Annotated in this window: 20 protein-coding genes; 10 read left to right on the forward strand and 10 right to left on the reverse strand. The window is 45.7% G+C overall.

The genetic code is table 11. The annotated features are described in order from the left end of the window. Nucleotides 1-148: 148 nt before the first annotated feature. Entirely contained in the window at nt 149-1,501 is a 1,353-nt protein-coding gene (locus tag EC604_RS24440) for an MFS transporter (RefSeq protein ID WP_192895153.1), read from the forward strand. Nucleotides 1,502-1,583: 82 nt separating this feature from the next. Next, the gene (gene uidA, locus EC604_RS24445; RefSeq protein ID WP_123066632.1) at nt 1,584-3,371 is read left to right on the forward strand and encodes a beta-glucuronidase; all 1,788 of its coding nucleotides are present in this window, start codon (nt 1,584-1,586) and stop codon (nt 3,369-3,371) included. 157 nt (nt 3,372-3,528) lie between these two features. Here the strand turns inward: uidA and EC604_RS24450 are convergent, their stop codons facing one another. The 3 genes from EC604_RS24450 to EC604_RS24460 form a co-directional block, all read right to left on the reverse strand. Then, nucleotides 3,529-4,275, reverse strand: coding sequence for an AAA family ATPase (locus tag EC604_RS24450; RefSeq protein ID WP_240037171.1), 747 nt, complete (start codon nt 4,273-4,275; stop codon nt 3,529-3,531). A gap of 35 nt (nt 4,276-4,310) precedes the next feature. After that, the gene (locus EC604_RS24455; RefSeq protein ID WP_123066634.1) at nt 4,311-4,832 is read right to left on the reverse strand and encodes a DinB family protein; all 522 of its coding nucleotides are present in this window, start codon (nt 4,830-4,832) and stop codon (nt 4,311-4,313) included. Nucleotides 4,833-5,071: 239 nt separating this feature from the next. After that, entirely contained in the window at nt 5,072-5,830 is a 759-nt protein-coding gene (locus EC604_RS24460; RefSeq protein WP_123066635.1) for an AraC family transcriptional regulator, read from the reverse strand. Between the two features lie 209 nt (nt 5,831-6,039). On the opposite strand from EC604_RS24460, the gene EC604_RS24465 reads away from it, so the two are divergent. Next, nucleotides 6,040-7,461: a family 43 glycosylhydrolase gene (locus EC604_RS24465; RefSeq protein ID WP_123066636.1), complete on the forward strand. Its 1,422-nt coding sequence runs from the start codon at nt 6,040-6,042 to the stop codon at nt 7,459-7,461. A 193-nt stretch (nt 7,462-7,654) separates the two neighbouring features. Here the strand turns inward: EC604_RS24465 and EC604_RS24470 are convergent, their stop codons facing one another. Next, entirely contained in the window at nt 7,655-8,569 is a 915-nt protein-coding gene (locus EC604_RS24470; RefSeq protein ID WP_123066637.1) for an AraC family transcriptional regulator, read from the reverse strand. Nucleotides 8,570-8,728: 159 nt separating this feature from the next. Here EC604_RS24470 and EC604_RS24475 point away from each other — a divergent pair, with 159 nt between their 5' ends. The 4 genes from EC604_RS24475 (at nt 8,729) to EC604_RS24490 (ending at nt 14,871) form a co-directional block, all read left to right on the forward strand. After that, entirely contained in the window at nt 8,729-9,607 is an 879-nt protein-coding gene (locus tag EC604_RS24475) for a fumarylacetoacetate hydrolase family protein (RefSeq protein WP_123066638.1), read from the forward strand. 49 nt (nt 9,608-9,656) lie between these two features. Continuing rightward, complete coding sequence (gene gucD, locus EC604_RS24480; RefSeq protein WP_123066639.1) at nt 9,657-11,123, forward strand: alpha-ketoglutaric semialdehyde dehydrogenase GucD; 1,467 nt, start codon at nt 9,657-9,659, stop codon at nt 11,121-11,123. Nucleotides 11,124-11,141: 18 nt separating this feature from the next. Continuing rightward, the gene (locus EC604_RS24485; protein WP_240037173.1) at nt 11,142-13,202 is read left to right on the forward strand and encodes a YjhG/YagF family D-xylonate dehydratase; all 2,061 of its coding nucleotides are present in this window, start codon (nt 11,142-11,144) and stop codon (nt 13,200-13,202) included. Between the two features lie 82 nt (nt 13,203-13,284). After that, on the forward strand, nt 13,285-14,871 hold the full coding sequence (locus EC604_RS24490; protein WP_123066640.1) for a glycoside hydrolase family 43 protein: 1,587 nt from the start codon (nt 13,285-13,287) through the stop codon (nt 14,869-14,871). A gap of 84 nt (nt 14,872-14,955) precedes the next feature. Here EC604_RS24490 and EC604_RS24495 read toward each other — a convergent pair whose 3' ends face one another. Next, nucleotides 14,956-16,524 carry an FAD-dependent monooxygenase gene (locus EC604_RS24495; RefSeq protein WP_123066641.1) on the reverse strand — a complete coding sequence of 523 codons (1,569 nt, stop codon included), beginning with the start codon at nt 16,522-16,524 and terminating at the stop codon, nt 14,956-14,958. Between the two features lie 121 nt (nt 16,525-16,645). Between EC604_RS24495 and EC604_RS24500 the strand changes: the two genes are divergently transcribed. Together EC604_RS24500 and EC604_RS24505 are read left to right on the forward strand one after the other, a co-directional pair. After that, a complete protein-coding gene (locus tag EC604_RS24500) occupies nt 16,646-17,305 on the forward strand; it encodes a TetR/AcrR family transcriptional regulator (RefSeq protein WP_123066642.1) in 660 nt (219 codons plus the stop codon). A 45-nt stretch (nt 17,306-17,350) separates the two neighbouring features. Next, complete coding sequence (locus EC604_RS24505) at nt 17,351-17,704, forward strand: SH3 domain-containing protein (RefSeq protein WP_123066643.1); 354 nt, start codon at nt 17,351-17,353, stop codon at nt 17,702-17,704. Between the two features lie 48 nt (nt 17,705-17,752). On the opposite strand, the gene EC604_RS24510 is transcribed toward EC604_RS24505, so the two are convergent. Further along, nucleotides 17,753-18,316, reverse strand: a complete 564-nt coding sequence (locus EC604_RS24510; protein WP_123066644.1) for a GNAT family N-acetyltransferase — start codon at nt 18,314-18,316, stop codon at nt 17,753-17,755. Between the two features lie 41 nt (nt 18,317-18,357). Next, a complete protein-coding gene (locus tag EC604_RS24515) occupies nt 18,358-19,248 on the reverse strand; it encodes a LysR family transcriptional regulator (RefSeq protein ID WP_123066645.1) in 891 nt (296 codons plus the stop codon). Nucleotides 19,249-19,370: 122 nt separating this feature from the next. Here EC604_RS24515 and EC604_RS24520 point away from each other — a divergent pair, with 122 nt between their 5' ends. After that, nucleotides 19,371-20,549 carry a CynX/NimT family MFS transporter gene (locus tag EC604_RS24520; protein WP_123066646.1) on the forward strand — a complete coding sequence of 393 codons (1,179 nt, stop codon included), beginning with the start codon at nt 19,371-19,373 and terminating at the stop codon, nt 20,547-20,549. 129 nt (nt 20,550-20,678) lie between these two features. Here EC604_RS24520 and EC604_RS24525 read toward each other — a convergent pair whose 3' ends face one another. From EC604_RS24525 to EC604_RS24535, 3 genes are all read right to left on the reverse strand, one after another. Then, on the reverse strand, nt 20,679-21,830 hold the full coding sequence (locus tag EC604_RS24525; protein ID WP_240037175.1) for an ABC transporter permease: 1,152 nt from the start codon (nt 21,828-21,830) through the stop codon (nt 20,679-20,681). Next, the gene (locus EC604_RS24530) at nt 21,811-22,233 is read right to left on the reverse strand and encodes a hypothetical protein (RefSeq protein ID WP_123066647.1); all 423 of its coding nucleotides are present in this window, start codon (nt 22,231-22,233) and stop codon (nt 21,811-21,813) included. Before EC604_RS24530 ends, EC604_RS24525 begins: the two co-directional genes overlap by 20 nt. Continuing rightward, a partial coding sequence (locus tag EC604_RS24535) for an FAD-dependent oxidoreductase (protein ID WP_161557030.1) occupies nt 22,230-23,083 on the reverse strand: 854 nt, incomplete at its 5' end. The genes EC604_RS24535 and EC604_RS24530, both read right to left, overlap by 4 nt.

Here is a 23,083-nt window from a genome sequence, read left to right on the forward strand (position 1 = left end):
AAGCATGGATTTAAGGGGGATCAGCTACTCAGCCAATATAACACACGACCTACACCCTGAATTGAGAGCGTTATCAAAAGAACAAATTTGTATTGCAATAAAATTCGGCAATAGTTACTCCAAATTTTGAATAAAGAGGTGGATTTTTATGCGTCCTTTCGGATATAAGGATAAATTCGGCTATTTGTTTGGTGATTTTGGAAACGATTTCTTTTTTGCGCTAGTTGGCTCATTTTTAATGGTCTATTACACCGATGTATTTCATATTAACCCGGCAGCGGTCGGAGGATTATTCCTGTTAGCCCGTTTGTGGGATGCCGTAGCCGATGTCACGTGGGGACGTTTTGTTGATACGCGTAAAGCAAGCAAACACGGTAAATTCAAACCATGGATTTATCGCATGTCATTTCCGCTTGTGATCTCCGGGGTACTCATGTTTGTTTACATTCCCGGAATGCCCGATGGATTTTATCTCGCCTACGCTTATGTTACTTATATTCTCTGGGGAACGCTTTACAGCACCGTTAACATTCCTTACGGTTCCATGGCTTCGGTCATTACGGCTGACCCAGTAGAACGAACCGTGCTGTCTACATGGAGATCGCTGGGAGCAACATTGGCGCAATTATTTGTAGGCGTGGTGGGCCCCTTGCTGTTGTTTGTAAATAACGAAGCCAACGCAAGCCGTTTTTTACTGGGAGCTGTTATTTTTGGAATATTGTCCATTGCTTCTTATATGGCGTGTTATAAATTATCGCTCGAACGTGTTATCCCGGATATGAATGAGAAACCAAATACCAATTTGAGAAAAACATTATATGGACTTTTGAAAAATAAACCACTCATCGTCTTTTTGATCGGATCGCTCATTTTCTTAATCAATTTAATGTTGCTGGGTACAGTTAATACGTATTTGTTCAAGGACTATTTTGGTAACGCGCAATTACTTAGTGTGTTCAGTCTGGTTCAAGCTGCGCCTATTTTTATCGGAATGCCGTTAATCAAACCGCTCGTAGCAAAGTTCGGAAAAAAAGAAGTTGCCGCTGCTGGCTTTTTACTCTCAACGCTCGTTTACTTGCTGCTCTATTTCATACCGAACCTTTCGGCTGTTCAATACATGGCGATTCTGTTCATTGGGTTGTTAGGATACGGTCTGTTCAATCTGATCAGCTGGGCGTTTATTACAGACCTGGTTGACTATCATGAACATGTTACAGGACTGCGAGAGGATGCAACGATATATTCTATTTATTCCTTTTCGCGTAAAGTTGGGCAGGCCGTTGCTGGAGGTATTGGCGGGGTAGCTATGGCGGCTGTCGGGTATAATGCTACACTGCATGTTCAAACACCACGTACACTTGAAGGCATTTATTTCTTGGCAACGCTTGTTCCAGCTATGGGTCTGTTTCTCGTATTTATCTGCATTGCTTTCCTATATCCATTAAACAAGAAACGTACAGCACAACTTGTAAGCGATATCAACGCAAAACGAATGAACTGATACCCGAGACACGTTTCACAACCTGTAGAAGGCAGGAGGTAGAGGAAGCATCTACTTTATAGAGAATGAAGGAGAGGTTCATATGTTATACCCTATATTGACCGAGACACGTAATCTAATCGATCTGAATGGAATCTGGAATTTCAAATTGGATGCCGGAGAGGGATTTCAGGAAAATTGGCAAAAGGAAAAACTCCAAGATCCGATGCGCATGGCTGTTCCAGCTTCATATAATGATATCGGAGTAAGCGCCACAATTCGTGACCATGTGGGCTGGGTCTGGTACGAGCGGGAGATCACGCTACCGAGTGTGATGAGTGAAGAGAGAGTTGTACTACGATTTGGCTCCGTTACCCATTTGGCCAAAGTGTATGTGAACGGGGAATTTGTTACTCAGCACAAAGGCGGCTTTTTACCTTTTGAAGCTGAGATAAACCGTTACCTTCACAAAGGAAAAAATCGCCTAACCGTCGCTGTAAATAATATCGTGGATGAAACAACACTACCCGTTGGTTCCATCATTGAGAAACAACATTCAAATGGACAAACAACGGTGCACAATCTGCCGAACTTTGATTTTTTCAACTATGCCGGTCTGCATCGCCCTGTAAAAATATATACAACACCAACGACCTATGTTAAGGATGTCACGATCGTAACGGAATTGGATGGACAGGTTCAGTATTCCATTGATGTGGTTGGATCTGCGTCAGTTAAAGCTAAAATTATCGATGAATCCGGCTCTTTGGTTGCAGCATCCGAAGGCGAATCCGGCACAATGATCATATCAGACGTTAGACTCTGGGAGCCGCTGAATGCCTACTTATACACGTTGCGTGTAGAACTGGAAACCGAAGGAGAAACAATAGATGTTTATGAACAGCCATTCGGGGTGAGAAGTGTCGAAGTGAAGGAAGGCAAGTTCCTGATTAATGATAAACCTTTTTACTTCAAAGGGTATGGCAAACATGAGGATACGACCATTCATGGCAGAGGTTTTAATGAAGCAGCCAATGTGCTTGATTTTAATCTGATGAAATGGTCTGGAGCCAACTCCTTCCGTACCGCACACTATCCATATTCAGAAGAAGTGATGCGGCTGGCTGATCGGGAAGGTTTTGTCGTGATTGATGAGGTGGCCGCAGTTGGCATGCATCTGAGCATGCTGGTCGTTCATCGCGGAGGTGTGCTCAAGAACACATGGGACGAACTTGATACGTTCGAACATCATCAGGACGACATTCGGGAACTCATTCAGCGGGACAAAAACCACCCCTGTGTAGTCATGTGGAATATAGCTAACGAGCCTGCCTCTGAAGAAAAGGGAGCATATGAATATTTTAAACCGTTGATTGATCTAACGAGAGAATTAGATCCACAGAAACGTCCGGTGACCATTGTTACTCAAATGGAATCCTCACCTGAGAAGGATCAGATTGCGGAGATGCTGGATATTCTCACTTTTAACCGATATTACGGCTGGTATGTGGATGGTGGGGATCTGGATGCTGCCAAGGAAAAGCTTCGCGCTGAATTCAATGGCTGGCTAAAACGATGCCCGAACAAACCTTTTATGATGACCGAATACGGGGCAGACACGGTTGCCGGATTGCACGATGTTGAACCTGTCATGTTTACGGAGGAATACCAAGTGGAATTTTACAAAGCGAACCATGAAGTATTCGATGAATTTGAGCACTTTGTCGGTGAACAAGTATGGAACTTTGCTGATTTTGCCACCAGTCAAGGAATTATTCGTGTACAAGGCAATAAGAAAGGCATTTTCACACGGGATCGCAAACCGAAAGCTATCGCACATGAACTGAAAAGACGCTGGACGAGCATACCGGATTTTTATTATAAGCGCTAAGAACGAAACAGGAATATTCACATAAAGCAATCCGCGTGATCAATAGATAAGGCAGCTAATCATTAAGATTAGCTGTCTATTTTTTTATTTAGCGAAGTAGTAAGACAAGTTGCAGGAGCAGACCAGGGGACAGCATCAGAATCGGTAGTTGAAGTCCTTAATCGATTGTGTCTGCCCCTTCAAACAACTGCCGAATCATCTTATCCTTGTTATTCAAAAATTCCTTCATGATCAAGAAATGATCGGTTTCCTCCAAGGTCTGTACCTCGATACCTCCCGGTGTCAGGTTATAGATCTGCGAATCTGGATACGCCATCAGAATAGGAGAATGGGTAGCAATAATGAATTGTGAATTTTGCTCTACCAGCTCATGAATTCGGGCAAGCATGGCCATCTGGCGAAGCGGCGATAATGCCGCCTCAGGCTCGTCCAGAATATAAAGACCATAACCGCCAAACCGATGAACAAACGTGGAAAAAAACGACTCTCCATGGGATTGCTCATGCAGCGATTTACCGCCATATGAATCCTTGATGGGAGCACCATAGGAAGGCTCACGATCCAACTCATCAATGGTTGTTGCCAGATTATAATAACTTTCAGCTCTGAAAAAGAAACCGTCCTTCGGACGTCGTGTGCCTTTGATTAATTGAACATAACGAAACAGATCCGAATGTGTGGCCCGGGTAGAAAACGTAAAGTTCATGGTGCCGCCTTCGGGATTGAATCCCCATGACACAGCAATGGACTCCATTAACGTAGACTTGCCCATCCCGTTCTCACCAACAATGTACGTAACTTTGGGATGAAAATCCATCGTATGTAGATTACGAATGATTGGCAAGTCAAAAGGATACTCATCATAATTTGCAATTTGATTCCGTTTAAGCTGTATTTGCCTCAAATAGGCTGAAGATCCTTTCAATTCCACTTCACCTCTTATATCTGTACATCATAACGATCACGAAGGACTGACAAATGATGCAGCTCGTGTCCAGTAATCACATAAGCAATGGAACGAGTAGATGCCGTATTATCATTGACCTGCCCCATACGCATCCAAGCTTCCGGACTCAGGCGGCGGAGCAGTACAATGGTGGAATACCGTACCGCTGCATATTCTTCAGCCAGATCAACCACGCTATATGCTTCAAAAGGGTGACCTTCCATAAGAGTGTCCTGATCATATCCTGGAAGAGAGGTCTTGTCTCCTCTAGCGATGCGTAACAAACGGCCGCTCATAATTCGCTCATTATCAATAAGGTGACCAAAAACCTCTTTAACGCTCCATTTCCCTTCACCATAGCGGTAATTGGCTTGTTCGTCTGATAATGCGCGAATTACGCTCTCCACACGTTCCGCTTGCTTTTGTAATAACTCGATGACATTTCCTTCAGGAACAAGGTTGATATACCCTTCGTAGAATGCTGCATATTCCTCTTTACTCGGTCTTTTGTTCATGTTAACTCTCCTTTAGTGGGCATCATTTTTTGTTTATTTTACCATTAATCTTGATGGAACCGAAGTATAGTGCCAAACAACTGCTCTTATATGAGGATTGATCAATAATCGGTCAGGATAAGTCATTGCATGCATGTGTTAAAAACCTTATCTTAAATCATAAGCACGCGCGACCCATTCACGAAGAAAAGTGGAGAAACAAACACGTCTGTTTCAGAAGCGCAGATTCTCCTTACGACTCACTGATGTTTGAATCGCTTAGGCGATACACCTGTCATTTGTTTGAATTGCCGGCAGAAATGCTCGACATTACGATACCCGCACCTGTCCGCAATCTCTGCAACCGTATAGGGATGATATCTAAGGTACTCTTTTGCTAAGCGAATTCGGCTATGGATGACATCATCTATACACGACAAACCAAATGATTTCTTATAAATGAGTTGCAAGTATCCCGGGCTGATATTCATGGTTTTGGCCATCGCAGCCACTGTCCATGGGTGACTTGGATGGTTGTGAATAGCTGTCCGAAGTTTCATCAGAGGGTAATGCTGCGGGCCGATATTTTTTTGCACATAAGATTCGAGCAACTTGTTAAACAATGTTCGAAGCAAATAATCGATCGATGATTCCCTGTAGCCGTTCTGGAGAGAATGCTCTGCGACAAGTAATTGAAACAACTTATGACAATATTCAGGATCGTCCAATGCAAAAGGCTCCCCCAGAGGGAGAGATGTTTCGGTTACATAGAGCTCATCACTTGCAAAACGTATCCAATCGTTCACATATTGGTCCGAGCAAGCGCGATAGTATATTTTCGAATATGGCGGATACAAAACAGCACAATAGGGCGGGAATTCTTTCAGTTGACCATTGACCCAGAACAGTGCTGGAGTCTGCGTAATAACCAACAGCCAGCAATCATGACCTTCAGGTATATCAAACACAAATGGACTGTGATGCTCAGCATCATATTCAACGTAATAAATCGTATTCATCGTTTTTCACCTTTACCATGCGTATTGTGAGTCTCGTTCTATGTGTTACATTAAAACACCATTGAAACATTGACATTCTCGTTGTCTCCTAATTATACGAAAGTTAGCTTGATTGCAATAGAAAAAAGCAGTATAACACTAATCTTGAAACGGGAACTAAACGATTTAAATCTAAACCATATAAATCTAAACAAGGAGTGCATTTTCAAATGAAAAAACAAGGTTTAAACCCTTATCTCCCATCATGGGAATACGTGCCTGACGGCGAGCCTTATGTGTTTAACGACAGAGTATACGTCTACGGGTCACATGATCGGTTTAACGGACATGCGTTTTGTCTGAACGATTATGTGTGCTGGTCCGCACCGGTAGACAACCTTGGAGACTGGCGCAATGAGGGATTTATTTATCAAAAAACAGATGATCCGCTGAACCCGGACGGTCATATGTGCCTTTATGCACCCGATGTGACACTTGGCCCGGATGGCCGCTATTATCTATATTATGTACTTGATAAAGTGCCCGTTGTTTCTGTAGCGGTATGTGATTCGCCTGCGGGTAAATATGAATTCTATGGTTACGTTCAATATACAGACGGCACTCGGCTCGGGGAACGAGAAGGGGATGAGCCGCAGTTCGATCCGGGTGTGTTGACAGAAGGAGAGTTCACATATCTCTACACGGGCTTCTGTGCACCCGGTGACCGTTCCAGACATGGAGCAATGGCGACAGTGCTCGGCTCGGATATGATCACCATTGTGGAGGAACCCGTATTTATTGCCCCAAGTCAGCCGTATAGTGATGGAAGCGGATATGAAGGACATGAATTTTTTGAAGCTCCTTCGATTCGCAAAAGGGGAGAACTCTACTACCTCGTATACTCCTCGGTCGTCATGCATGAATTATGTTACGCAACCAGTACGTCTCCAACCCAAGGCTTCGAATATCAAGGTGTGATTGTGAGCAACTGTGATCTTCATATCGATACATACAAGCCAGCTGGCAAGCCTATGTATTATGGTGGGAACAATCATGGAAGTATCGTAGAAATCGGCACAGACTGGTATATCTTCTATCACCGACATACGAATGGAGATGCATTCAATCGGCAGGGATGTATCGAGAAGATTTCTTTTGAACCCGATGGATATATTCCTCAAGTTGAAATGACTTCTTGTGGTTTGAATGGAGAACCTTTGGAAGGTAGGGGCGAATACCCCGCTTATCTTGCATGCAACCTTTTTACCCCAGAAGAACAATTGTATACCGGTGGATTTGGTGCAGGCGCTTGGCTCGACAGTCGCTTTCCGAAAATTACCCAAGATGGCCGAGATGGCGACGAAGAAACCGGATATATCGCCAATATGACGGAATCTGCGACAGCTGGTTTTAAATACTTTGATTGCGGCAGCATTCAGCAAGTCACGATTAAGGTACGTGGCTACTGCAACGGAACCTTTGAGGTAAAAACCGCTTGGGACGGCCCAGTTCTGGGAACCATCCCGGTACACTTCACCAATGTATGGGAGTCGTATTCAGCCGCGATTCACATTCCGGACGGAAAACAGGCCTTGTATTTTACATACCGCGGGACGGGGAGCGCAAGTCTGGCTTCATTTATACTGGGTTAACGTAAATTAACTTAATCACCCGTAAAAATGAACAACATTTCATTTCTTCAAACGTGTATACCATGAGATGCAAACTACATCTTCAAAAATACCAAGCAGCCCGTGGTGGGAGCACTCACCCTTGAGCTGCTTTTTCTTTTTCACATGGAATTGAGCTTTATTTTAAACAGTATGTTCTTCTCCATCTTACGTATTATTGGTCTTCCATAAGATTCGTCATATCCTGCTGGGCATGCATGCGAAATTCACTTGGCGCAATGCCTGTCCACCGTTTGAACTGGCGGCTGAAATGTGCATTCGTTTTGTATCCGAGCATCATGGCTATATGGTCAACATTCAGATCCGTTTGTTTTAACAGCCGCTGGGCTTCGTTCAGTAACGTTTCCGATAAATATTTGCGCGGTGCCTGACCGTACACTTCTCGAAAAATTCGATTGACCTGTGACGTGCTCAAGCTGAGCGATTTAGCAATATCCTGAATCCAGGTTCGGTTCGTTTCCTGAATCTCACTATGTAAATGGATATATCTTACCGAGTCCTCGATATACTCAGCGATCTGATGGGCAATCGCTTCTTTTCTGGATACAGGAACGGATGCGTTCTGCGATAACTGTCCTACGAGCGAGCCAAGAAGCTCAAATACAGCGGCATGCACCTTCATTTGTTTCGAGGAGGATAAGGATTCAGACAAATGCTCTGTGGATAGATCATATAACGTAGAGAGGATCGGGGACATGACCATGGCCATATTCGATGTTGCTGGATAGTAGGTGTCTTTGCAGCGGTTGAGTTCCCGGCAAAAAGAAGTATCATGTACACTGAAATGAACCGAAAAATAGGTAAATCCTTCTGGCCCTGCCCCTGTGCAAGCATGGGTGGTTCCTGGACGAATGAACAAAAGATCTCCTTTGGACTGCTGATGCAGTTTCCCATTGATCACCATGCTCATCTGACCCTCCATCATCCAGTGAATTTCATACATCGAATGTTCATGGGATGGATACGTCCAGTTCGAATCTGCTTTTCTGGCATGCAGCCCCATTAATTGAAACGACAGACGAACATCAGGCAAACGGCCTAAATACATCGCTTCTGAATGCTTCGCCACGCAATTCAACCCCTTTGTCAGAGTGATATATCCTTATCTTAACAGAAATATGATGCGTGAAAAGGGTAAATGCTCGGAGTGATTAGAACATCGTCATGAGACATGTTGAATGCTAATCTAGAATTATCAACCCAATAGGGGCACAGGAGGCGCGCTTACATGCGAATTATTCGATTTCTGGATGGAGAACAGAAGTGGCTGGCAGCCGTGACGGATGATGAACAAGCCTATCGTTTGCCACAAACCGATTTCATGACCTTGATCTACCAAGCGAGAGAACAGGGCATTTCAACAGTTCAATTAGTTGAAAGCGCTTTTAAACCTGTAAACAAACTGACAGACGATTGGACAACCCTGCATATTGTCAATCCCATTGAAGCACCCGAAGTTTGGGCAGCAGGTGTAACGTATCAGCGCAGCCGGGAAGCTCGTAATTATGAAGCAACGGATGGCAAGCTGGATGCGACCACCTTTTACGATAAAGTTTATGATGCAGAACGTCCGGAGATTTTCTTCAAATCCACAGCCGCACGTACCATTGGGCCGAATGAAGCGGTCACGCTCCGTAGTGATTCCACATGGCAGATTCCGGAGCCCGAGCTTGGACTTGTGCTTGCCGCTGATGGCAGCATTGTAGGATACATCGCAGGCAATGACATGAGCTGCCGGGATATCGAAGGGGAAAACCCGCTGTATCTGCCGCAGGCCAAAATATGGCGCAATTCCTGCGCTATTGGACCAGCGATTCGACTGGTGGAAACGGTGCAGAACCCCTATGACCTCAGCATTATCTGCGAGATCTACCGCAATGGAGAAGTCATTGTAAAAAGTGAAGCCAGCACGAGTGAATTGAACCGCAAGCTGGATGAACTCGTTTCGTTTTTGGCAAGAGACAATGACTTGTTCGACGGTACGGTACTTCTGACCGGTACTAACATTGTACCGCCAAATGATTTTACACTTGAGCCAGGAGACCGTATCGAGATTTCAATCAGCAGCATCGGAACGCTAATTAATCCCGTTATTTCGAACTCGTGACAATCCGACAATTATAAATTCAAATTACTGATTAGAGAGGATGAAAACAATGAGCGCATTTCAGTTAGAGCAGACCTATAACAATTTTATTAACGGAGAATGGGTGAAAGCTGCCAGCGGAAAAACAGAACCTAGTATCAACCCGGCCAATCGAAATGAAGTGGTAGGGCATGTGCCTGCCTCTGGCGTGGAAGACCTGAATCAAGCCGTGGCAGCAGCAAAAGCAGCGGCGAAGTCTTGGCGGAGGTTAACTGGCGCTGAACGAGGTAATTTTCTTTTTCAAGCAGCAAACGTGCTGGAACGCAGAGCGAATGAAGTCGCAGAGGCGATGACGAGAGAAATGGGGAAAACGTTCCCTGAAGCCAAAGGAGAAACGATGCGCGGTGTCGCGATCTTGAGATATTACGCAGGTGAAGGCATGCGCAAAACGGGTGATGTCATTCCGTCCACGGACAGCGAAGCTTTAATGTTTACAACGCGTGTACCGCTTGGTGTTGTTGGTGTAATTGCACCGTGGAACTTCCCGGTAGCTATTCCGATCTGGAAAGCTGCACCTGCGTTGATCTATGGCAACACGGTTGTGTTGAAACCTGCACAGGAGACAGCGGTTACGGCAGCCAAAGTATTGGAATGTTTTGAAGAAGCAGGACTTCCGGCTGGCGTTCTCAATCTGGTGTGTGGTAAAGGCTCGGTTATCGGTTCTGCACTGGCTGAACATCCAGATGTGAACGGAATTACCTTTACTGGCTCCAATGAAGTGGGTAAACGGGTCGGTGCTGCTGTACTTGCTCGAGGGGCCAAATATCAGCTTGAAATGGGCGGCAAAAATCCGGTTATCATTGCAGCTGATGCTGACCTGGATTTGGCTGTGGAAGGAACGATTAGCGGCGGCCTGAAATCAACGGGTCAGAAATGTACGGCGACCAGCCGTGTCATTATTGAACGAAAAGTCTATGATGCTTTCAAGGAAAAGCTTTTGGCAAAAGTTGAGGAAATTCGTTTGGGCGATGGTATGTCTGGCGGTAGCTGGATGGGTCCATGTGCAAGTGAAGGACAGCTTAATACGGTGCTGAGTTATATCCAAAAAGGACAGGATGAGGGTGCAGTTCTACTAGCCGGAGGAAACAGACCGGACAGTCCTGAACTTGCAGAAGGATTTTATGTACAGCCGACGGTATTTGAAGGTGTCGAATCCCACATGTCGATCGCTCGGGAAGAAATATTTGGCCCAGTGCTGGCCTTAATGCCTGTAGATTCCATTGAAAAAGCTATAGCGCTGGCCAATGATAGTGACTATGGATTAAGTGCTTCAATCTATACGCAAAACGTTGGATCGATGCTTTCGTTTATTCGTGATATGGACGCTGGACTTGTAAGAATTAATGCGGAAACAGCGGGTGTTGAGCTGCAGGCTCCATTTGGCGGAATGAAGATGTCCAGTTCCCATTCCAGAGAGCAAGGTCAGGCCGCTATTGAATTTTTCACCGCAATCAAAACCGTCTTCGTGAAGTCTTAAACTGCGGGGAGGGATATTATGTACGAACAGATTCGATCCATTATGGGTGAACATTCGCCTGATCCGAGCAACAAAGCATCTAAACCAGGGGAAGAGACCGTGGATTCCGGGGGAAAAGGTTCTGATCGAAGTCAAAATCAATCTGACCTCTTCACGATTCAAGCCCATGCTCCCGGAGTGGAAGGGCGCCTGCCTCTAACCGATGATTTACTGCGAAATGCGCCAAGTGGCGACTTGTTCGGCATGTCCCAGAATGTTGGCATGGGGTGGAAGCCTGGCGAGTTAAACGGCAAACAGTATCTGATTTTAAGTACACAAGGCGGTATACGCAATGAGGATGGCAGTCCCACGGCACTCGGTTATCATACGGGTCACTGGGAGGTTGGATTGCTGATGAAAGCCGCGGCAGATGAATTGTCCAGCCGCGGCGGAATTCCTTTTGCCGGTTATGTCAGCGACCCCTGCGACGGCAGATCGCAAGGAACAACCGGTATGTTCGACTCACTGCCATATCGAAATGATGCTGCGATGGTGTTTCGCCGATTGATTCGATCTTTGCCCACACGCAAAGGTGTGTTAGGCGTAGCAACATGTGATAAGGGACTGCCCGCGATGATGCTTGCTCTGGCGGGTATGCCGAAGCTGCCAGGTGTTATTGTTCCCGGCGGTGTAACTCTCCCGCCTACGGATGGAGAAGACGCCGGGAAAATTCAGACGATCGGTGCAAGGTACTCAAGCGGAGAGCTTTCACTGGAGATGGCATCTGAGTTAGGGTGCCGGGCTTGTGCTACCCCGGGCGGAGGCTGTCAGTTTTTAGGAACAGCAGCCACGGCTCAAGTTGTAGCTGAGGCGATGGGAATGACTGTGCCTCATGCCGCTCTAGCCCCTTCAGGGCAACCGATCTGGCTTGAGATGGCTCGGCAATCCTCACGTGCACTGATCCAGATGGAGACTCAAGGGATGAGAATGGCGGACATTATCACCGATGCGTCGATTCGCAATGCCATGGTAGTACATGCAGCCTTCGGCGGTTCTACCAATCTGCTTCTTCACATTCCTGCCATTGCACATGCGGCCGGTTTGACATTGCCCAATGTACAGGACTGGATTCAGGTCAATAAACATGTTCCGAGACTGGTGAGTGCGCTCCCCAATGGCCCTATTTTCTACCCGACCATTCGGGTTTTTCAGGCCGGTGGTGTGCCAGAAGTTATGCTTCACCTTAGACGTCTTGGTTTGTTGGATGAAACTGTGAAGACGGTAACAGGTACATCTCTGAGCCACGTCCTGGACTGGTGGGAGTCATCCGAGCGTCGGCATGTTATGCGAAAACAATTGCAAGAGGTCGATGGCATCGATCCGGACAGTGTCATTATGAGTGCGGAGCACTCCCAGCGGCTGGGCATTTCCTCTACCGTGACATTTCCAACGGGCAATATCGCTCCCGAAGGCTCTGTTATCAAATCTACGTCCATTGACCCGGATGTACTCGATGAACAAGGAGTATATCGTCACAAGGGTATGGCCAAGGTATTTACGACTGAACGTGAAGCCATCCGTGCAATTAAAACAGGCGGAATACTCGCAGGTGATATTATTGTCCTGCTTGGACGTGGTCCATCCGGAACAGGGATGGAGGAAACGTATCAACTCACTTCCGCACTTAAACATCTTTCCTTTGGAAAACATGTTTCGCTCATTACCGATGCCCGCTTCTCCGGTGTATCTACCGGTGCGTGCATTGGTCATGTTGGCCCCGAAGCGCTTGCCGGGGGACCAATTGGTAAGTTGCGAAACGGTGATTTAATTGACATTGTCGTGGATCGTAACACGCTGGAGGGAAGTGTTAATTTTGTCGGAGCTGAAGGGATCGAGGTTTCGCCCGAAGAAGGAGCACTGATCCTGGCACAGCGGCCTTTTCATCCGGATATGCGACCAGACCAAGCACTGCCTGACGATACACGCTTGTGGGCAGCGTTGCAATCGGTCAGTGGAGGCACCTGGAGAGGGAATGTATACGATGTAGACCGCATCATAACTGCACTTGAGGCTGGCAAAAAGGCGCTCGGTTGGAACTGAGGTCCTGAAATCAGCCCATTCTTTTACGATGTGCTAGCCAGCCATGTTTTATAGCTATTACTTTTTACCGGAGGTTGCTTTCATGAATACAACCACAACCATGATTACCAATCCGATCCTCACCGGCTTTCATCCCGATCCTTCCATATGCCGGGCAGGAGAAGATTATTATATTGCTACATCCACCTTTGAGTGGTTTCCAGGTGTGCGCATTCATCACTCCAAGGATCTAGTTCACTGGCGTGCGTTACCTTCACCATTGACGCGAAAATCTCAGTTAAACATGGAGGGGAATATCAACTCTGGAGGTGTATGGGCTCCTTGTCTCAGCTATGATCGAGGTGTGTTTTATCTGATCTATACGGATGTGAAGAGTAGAATAGGTGCTTTTAAAGATACTCACAACTACCTCGTGACCGCAACAAATATCGAAGGGCCTTGGTCTGAACCAATCTATCTGAACAGCAGCGGCTTTGATCCTTCTCTGTTTCATGATGAAGATGGACGTAAGTGGCTGGTAAACATGATTTGGGATCACCGTAAGGGCAAAAACCGCTTTGCAGGTATCGTACTTCAGGAGTATTCGGTTCAGGAGCAAAAGCTCGTCGGAACTGCCGTCAACATCTTTAAAGGAACAGAACTGGGGCTGACAGAGGCACCACATCTGTATAAACACAATGGTTATTATTATTTAGTAACCGCTGAAGGCGGAACAGGTTATGAGCATGCTGTGACGGTTGCCCGTTCACGTACATTACAAGGCACATATGAAGTTGATCCGAACAATCCGATCCTCACATCAAACGGAAGAACGGATTTACCACTTCAAAAGGCAGGTCACGGAAGTCTCGTCGAGACCCACACGGGCGAATGGTACATTGCACATCTGGTGGGCAGACCTGTTCAGGAGAAACACTGTATCCTTGGACGTGAAACGGCTCTGCAGCGCTGTACGTGGAGCGAGGATGGATGGTTAAGGCTTGCAAGCGGGGATCGATATCCAGAGCTTCAAGTATCCGCACCAAATATAAAGCTTCACCCGTTTGAACCGACAGCGGAGATGGACCACTTTGATCAAGCAGAACTTTGTAACGACTGGAATACTCTTCGTATCCCGCCCGACGCAACTTGGATTACACTGAAGGAACGTCCTGACTACTTACGTTTGTATGGGATGGAATCGATGAGTTCAACACACAGACAAAGCATGCTTGCTCGCAGACTTGATGCTTTCGAGTGTGAAGCTGAAACGTGTCTGGAATTCGAGCCTGATCATCCACAGCAAATGGCAGGACTGATCCTCTATTACGATACGCAGGATTACCTTTACCTTAGAGTGACGTATCAAGAAGAAAAGGGACTATGCATTGGCATCCTTCAGTCTAAATGTGGAGTATATGATGAACTTGTGGAGGATGTTCCATTGCAATCGGGGAGTCGTATTCGTTTAAAAGCCGTGATTCAGCATGATCGTGCTTGCTTCTACTATGCGATAAACGATGATTCGTCATGGATTCAGGTAGGGGAGTGGACGGATATCACTCATCTGTGTGATGAATCCCCAGAATATATCCGATTCACGGGAACCTATATTGGTCTTTGTGTGCAGGATCTCGGCGGTACCCGTAGGCATGCTGACTTTGACTATTTTCGTTATAGCACATCATAAAAAATGAAGAAGATGGCTCCTGTTTTTACGGGGGCCATCTTTAGGTTGAGCATCAGGAGCTTCCAACATATAACCTAGTTTTAATTAGTTCGCGCGATAAATAGTGTTCAGGTATCTTAGAATCAATGCGCTGTCCTCAATGGAAGTACGTAATGCGATGTATCCGTCGGGACGAATCAATATAAGCGTTTCGCTTGTAACATCGTACATTCGATAGGCATTACCTGCCGTGTCAATGATACCTTCTTCTCCTTCCACATGTGATGGCACAATGCAATGCGTATGGAGTTCATCAAAAGTGAAGTCCTGTAGAGAAAGATGATCTGTACGGTTTACAAAAGCTAAAAGAGTCCAGTGTGGGCCGCGCAACAGGTCAAAGACATCTCCTATGGATTCAGCACCTTTCAGGCCCTCGGCATTAGGAGCACGATCTCCAGGCAATGAACGGGTAACATTAGCCTGAATAGAGGGGCAGGTAAGAGAACTTGAACGATAGGAAATAAGAAGTCCGCTCGTTAGATCATCAGATACGGTACTTAAGGATTGGGATAATGCTCCACGTTCAGTCGCTGTCCCTAAAATCGCTCCCATTTTTTTTGTGCTGTCCTCAAGCACCACTTGAGCTACGGGACGACGTTCTTCATCATAGGTGTCAAGCAGGGTGGTGTTTGCTCCGCGTATGACGGATTCCAGTTTCCATCCTAGGTTGTAGGCGTCCTGCATCCCGGTATTCATGCCTTGCCCTCCGGCTGGCGAGTGAACATGCGCGGCGTCTCCGGCAAGAAAAACCCGACCGTTGCGGTAAGATTCAACCATTCGCACGTTGATCCGGTAGATAGATAGCCAGGAGGCATCCATAAGCCGAACATGCCGAGCACCTGCTCGTCGGTTAAACATATCCTGATACACTTCTAACGACGGATTTTCCGGTTCCTTAATCTCTGAAGAAATGGTAGCTTGGAGTTGCCAAATGTCGGATTTCGGTAATGGCGTTACTCCGATCATCCCCTCCGGAGAAGTCCAGATATGGATATGATCACGATCCAGTCCTGCCAAACGCACATCGCCAAGATACCACCGTTCATAATCGTGTGTATTCCCAATTAAAGGGAGATGGATAAACTTGCGAATACTACTTTTCCCACCATCAGCGCCAACCACATAACGGGCATGAATTTGCTCTTTTCCTTCTGGTGTATTCACCGTTACCTGTACACCCTCCAAGTCTTGAACAAGTTCTACAGCTTCCACACCCAACTCCACTTTACCGCCAAACATCTCATATCGGTCACGTAACGCCTTTTCCACATCAAATTGAGCAATCCAGACCGGATCTGGATAGGGTGATCCTAATTCAGCGCTGGCAGCAACGGTAATAGAAGGCTTAACCATACTTCTGCCATCCTCGTTATAATAGCGCACAGGTAAATCCACGACACCTGTGTCCATAATGTAACGAACGGCTTCCAAATCATCAACGACTTCAAGCGAACGGGGCTGAATTCCTTTGGCACGGGATGCTAGGTTATACGAAGTGCTTCGTTCGATAATCCGATGGTCTACGTTTCGACGGGCAAGGTCACAGGCAAGTGTCAGCCCTGTAGGCCCAGCCCCAACAATTAGAACATCTACAAAAGACTGTGGCGTGTTCATAAGTTAATTCCTCCTTAATCATGGATTTGGATAGATCACATTAACTAAACTACACCGTGCAGTGTAGTTTGTAAAGAGGAACTCATTTTTGATAGTATAGTCATAGGGGGGAAGCTTAAGGATGAATACTACGGAAATCAAAAAAGTCCGCAAAGGCTCTTCTGACAAAAGAGCTAAAATTATTGCGGCGGCACGAGATTTGTTTCTATCAGATGGGTTTGATCGTTCCAGTGTTGATGCGGTCGCAGCTAAAGCGGGCGTTTCCAAACGGACAGTTTATGATTATTATGGTGACAAGCAGAACTTACTGCTTGCTGTTGTAGAAGTAACCAGTAGGACAGTTTTGGACATGATCAAACAAAGAATAACAGACTATCTCTCGGAATTCGAGGATTTGGAGCAGGCTCTTACCTTGTTCTGTGAACAATTCGTAGCTTCTGCAAACGGTTCTTCTGATTACAGTGCTTTGATCCGTCTGGTTACGATGGAAGAAGCCAACCTACCCATCTCTTTTTTAGAAAAGTTAGACAACGCAACGGAAGAGGGGCTGATCAAGAGGTTTACCGAGTTTGGAGAAAACGGATTGCTTAATGTGTCCGATCCTGAACTGGCTACAAAGCATTTCGCCGCATTAACGTTTTTAATGGTATTTAATCAACCGAAAAAAATCGGAAATTTTCAAGATGAACAAACCAAACGAATCATCACAGAAGGGGTACGTGTCTTCCTTCGCGCCTATGGACAACGCGCCAGTTACCACAAAAACGAAGAATTGTCCTGATCGTTGGGTTCACTTCTTAAAGAACTACATTTGGAGGGAGTACATATGAAGCAATACAAGGTAATTCACCCGCATCAGTCGAATTATCCAGACCCTATTGTGCTGGCTAAGGGAGATATCGTTCATTACGGAGAAGAAGATACTGAATTTCCGAACTGGATTTTTTGTGAATCTATTGAATCTAAAAAGCGTGGTTGGGTGCCGAAGCAAATACTGAGTACACCGAATGAAGAACACATAGCAAAAGTACAAGAAGATTACTCTGCTCTCGAATTAAACGTGATACCTGGTACTCTTGTGCAGAAAGAATATGAGTTAAACGAATGGAGCTTTGTGCATACGACTGAAGGTGAGAAGGGGTGGGTACCCAATAAAGTCATCACCCCAATAAAACAATAACCATCAGACTCTTTTCTATATTGAAAAGACCCATATCTTTATAACAGATTACCGCCGCATATTTAACCATTCTGATTGCAAAATCGCATATTGATACTCATCGATCCAATGACCCTTGGACATGTAATTTTCGAGCAAATGTCCTTCGCGTCTCATACCTAAACGTTCCAGAACGTGAATAGACTTTGTGTTTCGCACATCGGAAAAAGCGATCAATTTATGTTTGTTCAGCGAACCAAAAACATAGTCAAGCAGGGCACAAAGTGCTTCGTGCATATATCCTTTACCCTGATGCTCAGGCGCAAGAGTAAACCCAAGCTCGACGATTCGAGGTTCGGCTCCAAGGGTATGAATCGCACAATCCCCGATGATCTGATCAGATGTAGCCAAAGCAACCGCGTATTGAAACCACGCTCCTGGCTGATCAGGGGAAGATGCTAATTGACGGCTGACAAATGATTCTGCATCTTGAATCGTATAATTTTCCCACGATTGAAAACGAGCAATATCGGGATTAGAGCGGTATTGATAGAAGAATTGCACGTCTTGCATGCCGAACTTTCGAATCACTAGACGCTCCGAAACGGCAAATACTTCTTTCGATTTCTCCATTTTAAAAACCTCATTTATTCTCTTTGAATTTTCGCGTTTCACTAGTTCGTTTTCGATTTAAAAAAATCAATCAACCACTCCGCTAGCTGGTGTTGCGCTTTGCTAATGAATCGATCCGCGTAGTAAGTCAACTCCATATGCCGAACAGGTGCAGGCCCTACAATGGGGATCGTTACGATATCTTCCCAGCCCGAATGCTGTTTTAACAGTTCTCTCGGCTGGATCGTTGCACCAATGCCAGCAGCTACTAGCTGCAACAGGGAAGATGCGGAACCTGCTTCCATAACCGTAGTTAACTCCAGGCCTTGCTCCCGGAAAACCTCATCCACCAAATCTCTGCCAATATACCCTTTGGGATACATAACTAGCGCGAGCCGCGTCAATTCTTCCAAGGTAATTTCCTGTTTTTTTGCAAGATCACTGGATGCATGAACAAACAATTCATAAGGCTCACTTCCCAGTGGAATCTGCACGAGACGCTTGTCCTTTGAACCACGTAGCCCAATGCCAAGATCAACTTTGTGTGTTAGTACTTCGTCTCGAACGAAAATGGTTGAAAATGCCTGCAGCTTCGTATGAGGGTACCGGGTCTTGAATTCAACAAACAGCGGAACAAGCTGAAAGTCAAGATCAGAGGGTAACACAGCAAGCCGGACCGTTCCACGCTTCTCCGATACAAGTTCTTGAATCGCACTTTTTGCATCCATTTCAGCCTGAATCATTTTCATTCCGTATTGATGGAGAAGCCTGCCAGCCTCGGTTGCAACTACTTTTTTTCCAATTCGATCGAAAAGGGGCATGCCTACTTCAGCCTCCAGCAGACGTATCTGTTGACTCAATGTTGGCTGTGAAATTCCGAGAATCTCTGCGGCTTTCGTGAAGTGAAGATGCTCGAAGACGGCCATAAAATACGTTATATTTCGGGTATCCATCTCTTCTCCTCGTTTAATAATAGTATTTTACTATCATAATAATATAAATTATTGGATTGATCAATGGATAGGGCGGACGTATACTCAAAGTGACTTCAAGAAGAACCAGGAGGATGAAAACGGTGAAAAAAATATTATATTTATTCGCACTATTTATTGCGGCATTGAACCTGCGACCCATTATTACTTCCGTAGCATCCATGATGAGCATGATTCAAACCGATTTAGGTATAAGCGCATTAACAGCAAGCCTTCTGACCACACTGCCTGTCCTGTGTATGGGATTATTTGCTCCCGTCGCCACAACGTTAAGTCAGCGGCTCGGTTTGGAGCGAACTATTTTTATCTCGCTTCTTCTCATCACACTCGCCACTGCACTTCGCAGTGTAGATCAATCTGTTACCGTACTACTTGCTACCGCCTTGGTCGGAGGGATCGGCATCAGCTTCACGGGACCGCTGCTGTCAAGTTTTATTAAAAAATATTTCCCAGCAAGCCCAGGCATAGTGAGTATTTACTCCGTATCGATGACGATTGGGGCTGCACTGGCATCTGGGTTAACCATTCCGATTTATAATCAAAATCAACACAATCTTTCACTAGCCTTGTCCTGCTGGGCCGCTTTTGGCTTCATTGCTGTGATCTTTTGGACCTTACTCATTCGAAAAAACAAACCCTCCAGCAGCAGATCACAACGCGTTAAACTGCCCCTGGGCAATAAAAAAGCGATTCAATTCACTTTGTTTTTTGGCTTCATGGCCAGTATGTTCTATAGCTTGACAGCTTGGATTTCCCCGATCGCTCTCAGCTTTGGATACAGTTCACAAAACGCAGCGATGCTTCTGACCGTGTTTACATTAATTCAAGTTCCTGTCGCATTACTGATTCCGAATCTTGTAAACCGCTCAGGGAAGATCAAACTATGGCTTGTCTTGTGTAGTGTTTCTGAACTCATCGGTTTAGTGTTACTTTTGTCACCTGTGCCCATGCTTCTTGCCGTTATTTTTCTCGGTATCGGGGCTGGTGGATTGTTTCCACTAGCGCTGATGCTACCCATTATGGCAACAAATACAACCGAGGAAGCAGGGTCTTGGTCAGCCATGTCACAGATGGGAGGTTATATCATGGGTGCCTTCGGGCCACTTGTTATTGGATGGATCTTTGATCTCAGCGGACGGTTTAACGTATCCATTATTGCCATGCTGGTCATTGTAACGCTAATGATTAGTGTACAGTTATCCATGAACATGGGGAGAAAAGCTGTAGAAGCTTCTAAGGGTAATGAACCGCAAAAGAACTGAGAAGCGAAGTGACCAAAATCAGGTTAGATCATTCAGTTAGAGCGCTTAAGTTGTTACAGATCTTACACAAATTCACAGTACAAATCGCCGCAGCCTATCGTTTAAACAGGTTTGCGGCGATTATTCATTCTATGCAGCTTCTACTTCAAGGTTCAATAATGGCCTACGTGACTCTCGTCGCAGGACGAATCCGATGCCTAATGAAGCAATACCTATGATCAAAATACATGCTCCCAGCTCCACGCTGTAAAAACCAAGTTCACCGTTTCGAAAAGCCATACCACGGATCAACCGATTAAGCCAGTTCATAGGCAGTGCCCATGCCGTAATTTGAAAAAAGGTAGGAAACGCAAGCGGTGTTAATTGAATCCCTGTTACCAGAAAAGAAGGGTACAGGATGAGGCTCATTCGCGAACCGACTTTCGATACGTTTTGAACAGAATATCCGAGAAACATCGCTAGTAAGCATAATGCCATTGAATATAGCAGTAAAGGCACGATGAATACATACGGTGGCACTTCGAATCGCAGCTGTCCCACCTGTTTTAACATCCCGTAACTGAGCAGGGAAGAGCAGGTGCTTAAGATTGCATAAGGCAGAACGCGAATCCAGAGCTGGAACGGAGAGCTTCCCACAGACAAAAGCTTGCCTTCTTGCCGGAGACGGGGAGCTATCGCTCCAGCTGCTCCAGTGGTTAACATTAAAATAACGATATTTACAAATCCAATCACCATCGTTCCTGTATAACTGGAGGTTGGATTATATAACAAGTGCTGCGCAAGAGATAGCGGGGATACTATATCTTTAGCCGATTCTACGTTCATCCCCGTTTGAGTGAGACGGGTTACAGCAAAGATCGTATTTTCGGTCATCACAATCTCCTGAATCGCAGGACGAATACCACTAAGGCTGGAGGGCATCGTATTATCCATCCAGATCCCGATACTTGAGGATAGTCCTGCATCTTGCCTTTGCTGTAATCCATTCGGGATCGCAATGACCGCCACAGCCTGTTCATTAGCCAGCAGTATATCTGGAGAGAGTCGATTGGGAAAGACGTTTGTAACTTCCATCAATGGTGAGGCATTGATCTGTTCAATAAGCTGCCTTGAATAGGAAGAGTGATCCTCATCCACCACCACAACAGGCGTTTCGCTCAATTGATTTCGGGAAAACATCAGTCCGAAGAATAGAGCAGCCACTAGAGGGGCTACAAAAATAAAAATAATCCATTTACTCCCGCGTAGGCGATTCCATTCATCAGTCAGTGATGTTATCAAGCTGCACCTCCGCAGTCATACCCGGAAGCAGGTCCTTGCTTGTTGGAACCGATATACGGATCAGATACATGCTCAGATCTGCTTGCCCTTTTTCCCGTGTCATGCGCAGGTTAGCAAATTGAGGTGAGGGAGCCACCGAAGTTACCACTCCTTCTTTTACAAGTGGCTGCTCCAAATAAGGAAAGTGAACGTTTATTTTTTGATCTGCATGAAACTGCTCAATCTGCGATTCGGGAATATAGAAGTCGACGTAATACGCTGCTGCATCTTGCGCTGTATTCAATATTCCCTGTTTGTTATTCTCAGCCTGACTTACGGCATCGGTACCTTTTGCAATCAACAAACCGCCTGCCAAAATAATGATCAACATGATAATGATATACAGGCCCCATTTAGATCTCATGATGTTTTCTCCCTCGTTTTCATTTTTTCCATTTTCCCACAAGCTTGTTCTGCGGCCTCCATAATGATTTCTCCCAGCGTCGGGTGAGGATGAATGGTCATGGCCAAATCTTCCGCCGTTGCTCCCATTTCAATAGCAAGAGACAACTCGGAGATCAGCGTAGAAGCTTCAGCTCCGACAATCTGTGCACCTAATATAAGACCCGATGTAGCGTGAGCTACAATTTTAACAAAACCTTCGGTTTCCTTTAGAGCAAGTGCACGGCCATTGATGGAAAAAACAGATTTTCCATCGACAATGGGAATGGATTTTTGCTTACATTCCGTCTCGCTAAGACCAACGCTAGTGATCTCCGGATGTGAAAACACAACTAGCGGAATCGCCTTATAGTCGATGATAGAGGGTTTACCCGCAATAGCCTCTGCTGCAATCTTTGCTTCATACGAAGCTTTATGAGCTAGAGCAGGGCCTTGAACGATATCTCCAATAGCATAAATATGCGGGATGGATGTTCTGCACTGCCCGTCAATCTCAATCAACCCTTGTGGAGTGGGGGAGAGACCTATATTTTCAAGACCTAAAGTGCCGTCTGTGTTCGGTTTCCTGCCCACCGTAATTAACGCATATTCCGCTTGAACAACGTCGCGTTCATTCAGACGTGTATAGTGGAGATCGATGTGACTCGTATACTGGTCTGCTCCTGTAACTTTAGCTCCGGTTAAGATGGTTATGCCGTCTTTTTTCAGTTGACGAATAACAGGTTCAACAAGCTCGGCTTCGAATCCCGGCAAAATCTGTTCACCCCCCTCAAGCATCGTAACTTTGGTTCCAAATCTTGCAAACATCTGAC

The organism is Paenibacillus amylolyticus, from assembly GCF_003719335.1.
GTDB classification, from domain to species: domain Bacteria; phylum Bacillota; class Bacilli; order Paenibacillales; family Paenibacillaceae; genus Paenibacillus; species Paenibacillus amylolyticus_D.

Coding starts and splice junctions, on each gene's coding strand:
- EC604_RS24440 (WP_192895153.1), top strand. CDS start 149: ATGCGTCCTTTCGGATATAAGGATAAATTCGGCTATTTGTTTGGTGAT.
- uidA (WP_123066632.1), top strand. CDS start 1,584: ATGTTATACCCTATATTGACCGAGACACGTAATCTAATCGATCTGAAT.
- EC604_RS24455 (WP_123066634.1), bottom strand. CDS start 4,832: ATGAACAAAAGACCGAGTAAAGAGGAATATGCAGCATTCTACGAAGGG.
- EC604_RS24460 (WP_123066635.1), bottom strand. CDS start 5,830: ATGAATACGATTTATTACGTTGAATATGATGCTGAGCATCACAGTCCA.
- EC604_RS24465 (WP_123066636.1), top strand. CDS start 6,040: ATGAAAAAACAAGGTTTAAACCCTTATCTCCCATCATGGGAATACGTG.
- EC604_RS24475 (WP_123066638.1), top strand. CDS start 8,729: ATGCGAATTATTCGATTTCTGGATGGAGAACAGAAGTGGCTGGCAGCC.
- gucD (WP_123066639.1), top strand. CDS start 9,657: ATGAGCGCATTTCAGTTAGAGCAGACCTATAACAATTTTATTAACGGA.
- EC604_RS24485 (WP_240037173.1), top strand. CDS start 11,142: ATGTACGAACAGATTCGATCCATTATGGGTGAACATTCGCCTGATCCG.
- EC604_RS24490 (WP_123066640.1), top strand. CDS start 13,285: ATGAATACAACCACAACCATGATTACCAATCCGATCCTCACCGGCTTT.
- EC604_RS24495 (WP_123066641.1), bottom strand. CDS start 16,524: ATGAACACGCCACAGTCTTTTGTAGATGTTCTAATTGTTGGGGCTGGG.
- EC604_RS24500 (WP_123066642.1), top strand. CDS start 16,646: ATGAATACTACGGAAATCAAAAAAGTCCGCAAAGGCTCTTCTGACAAA.
- EC604_RS24505 (WP_123066643.1), top strand. CDS start 17,351: ATGAAGCAATACAAGGTAATTCACCCGCATCAGTCGAATTATCCAGAC.
- EC604_RS24510 (WP_123066644.1), bottom strand. CDS start 18,316: ATGGAGAAATCGAAAGAAGTATTTGCCGTTTCGGAGCGTCTAGTGATT.
- EC604_RS24515 (WP_123066645.1), bottom strand. CDS start 19,248: ATGGATACCCGAAATATAACGTATTTTATGGCCGTCTTCGAGCATCTT.
- EC604_RS24530 (WP_123066647.1), bottom strand. CDS start 22,233: ATGAGATCTAAATGGGGCCTGTATATCATTATCATGTTGATCATTATT.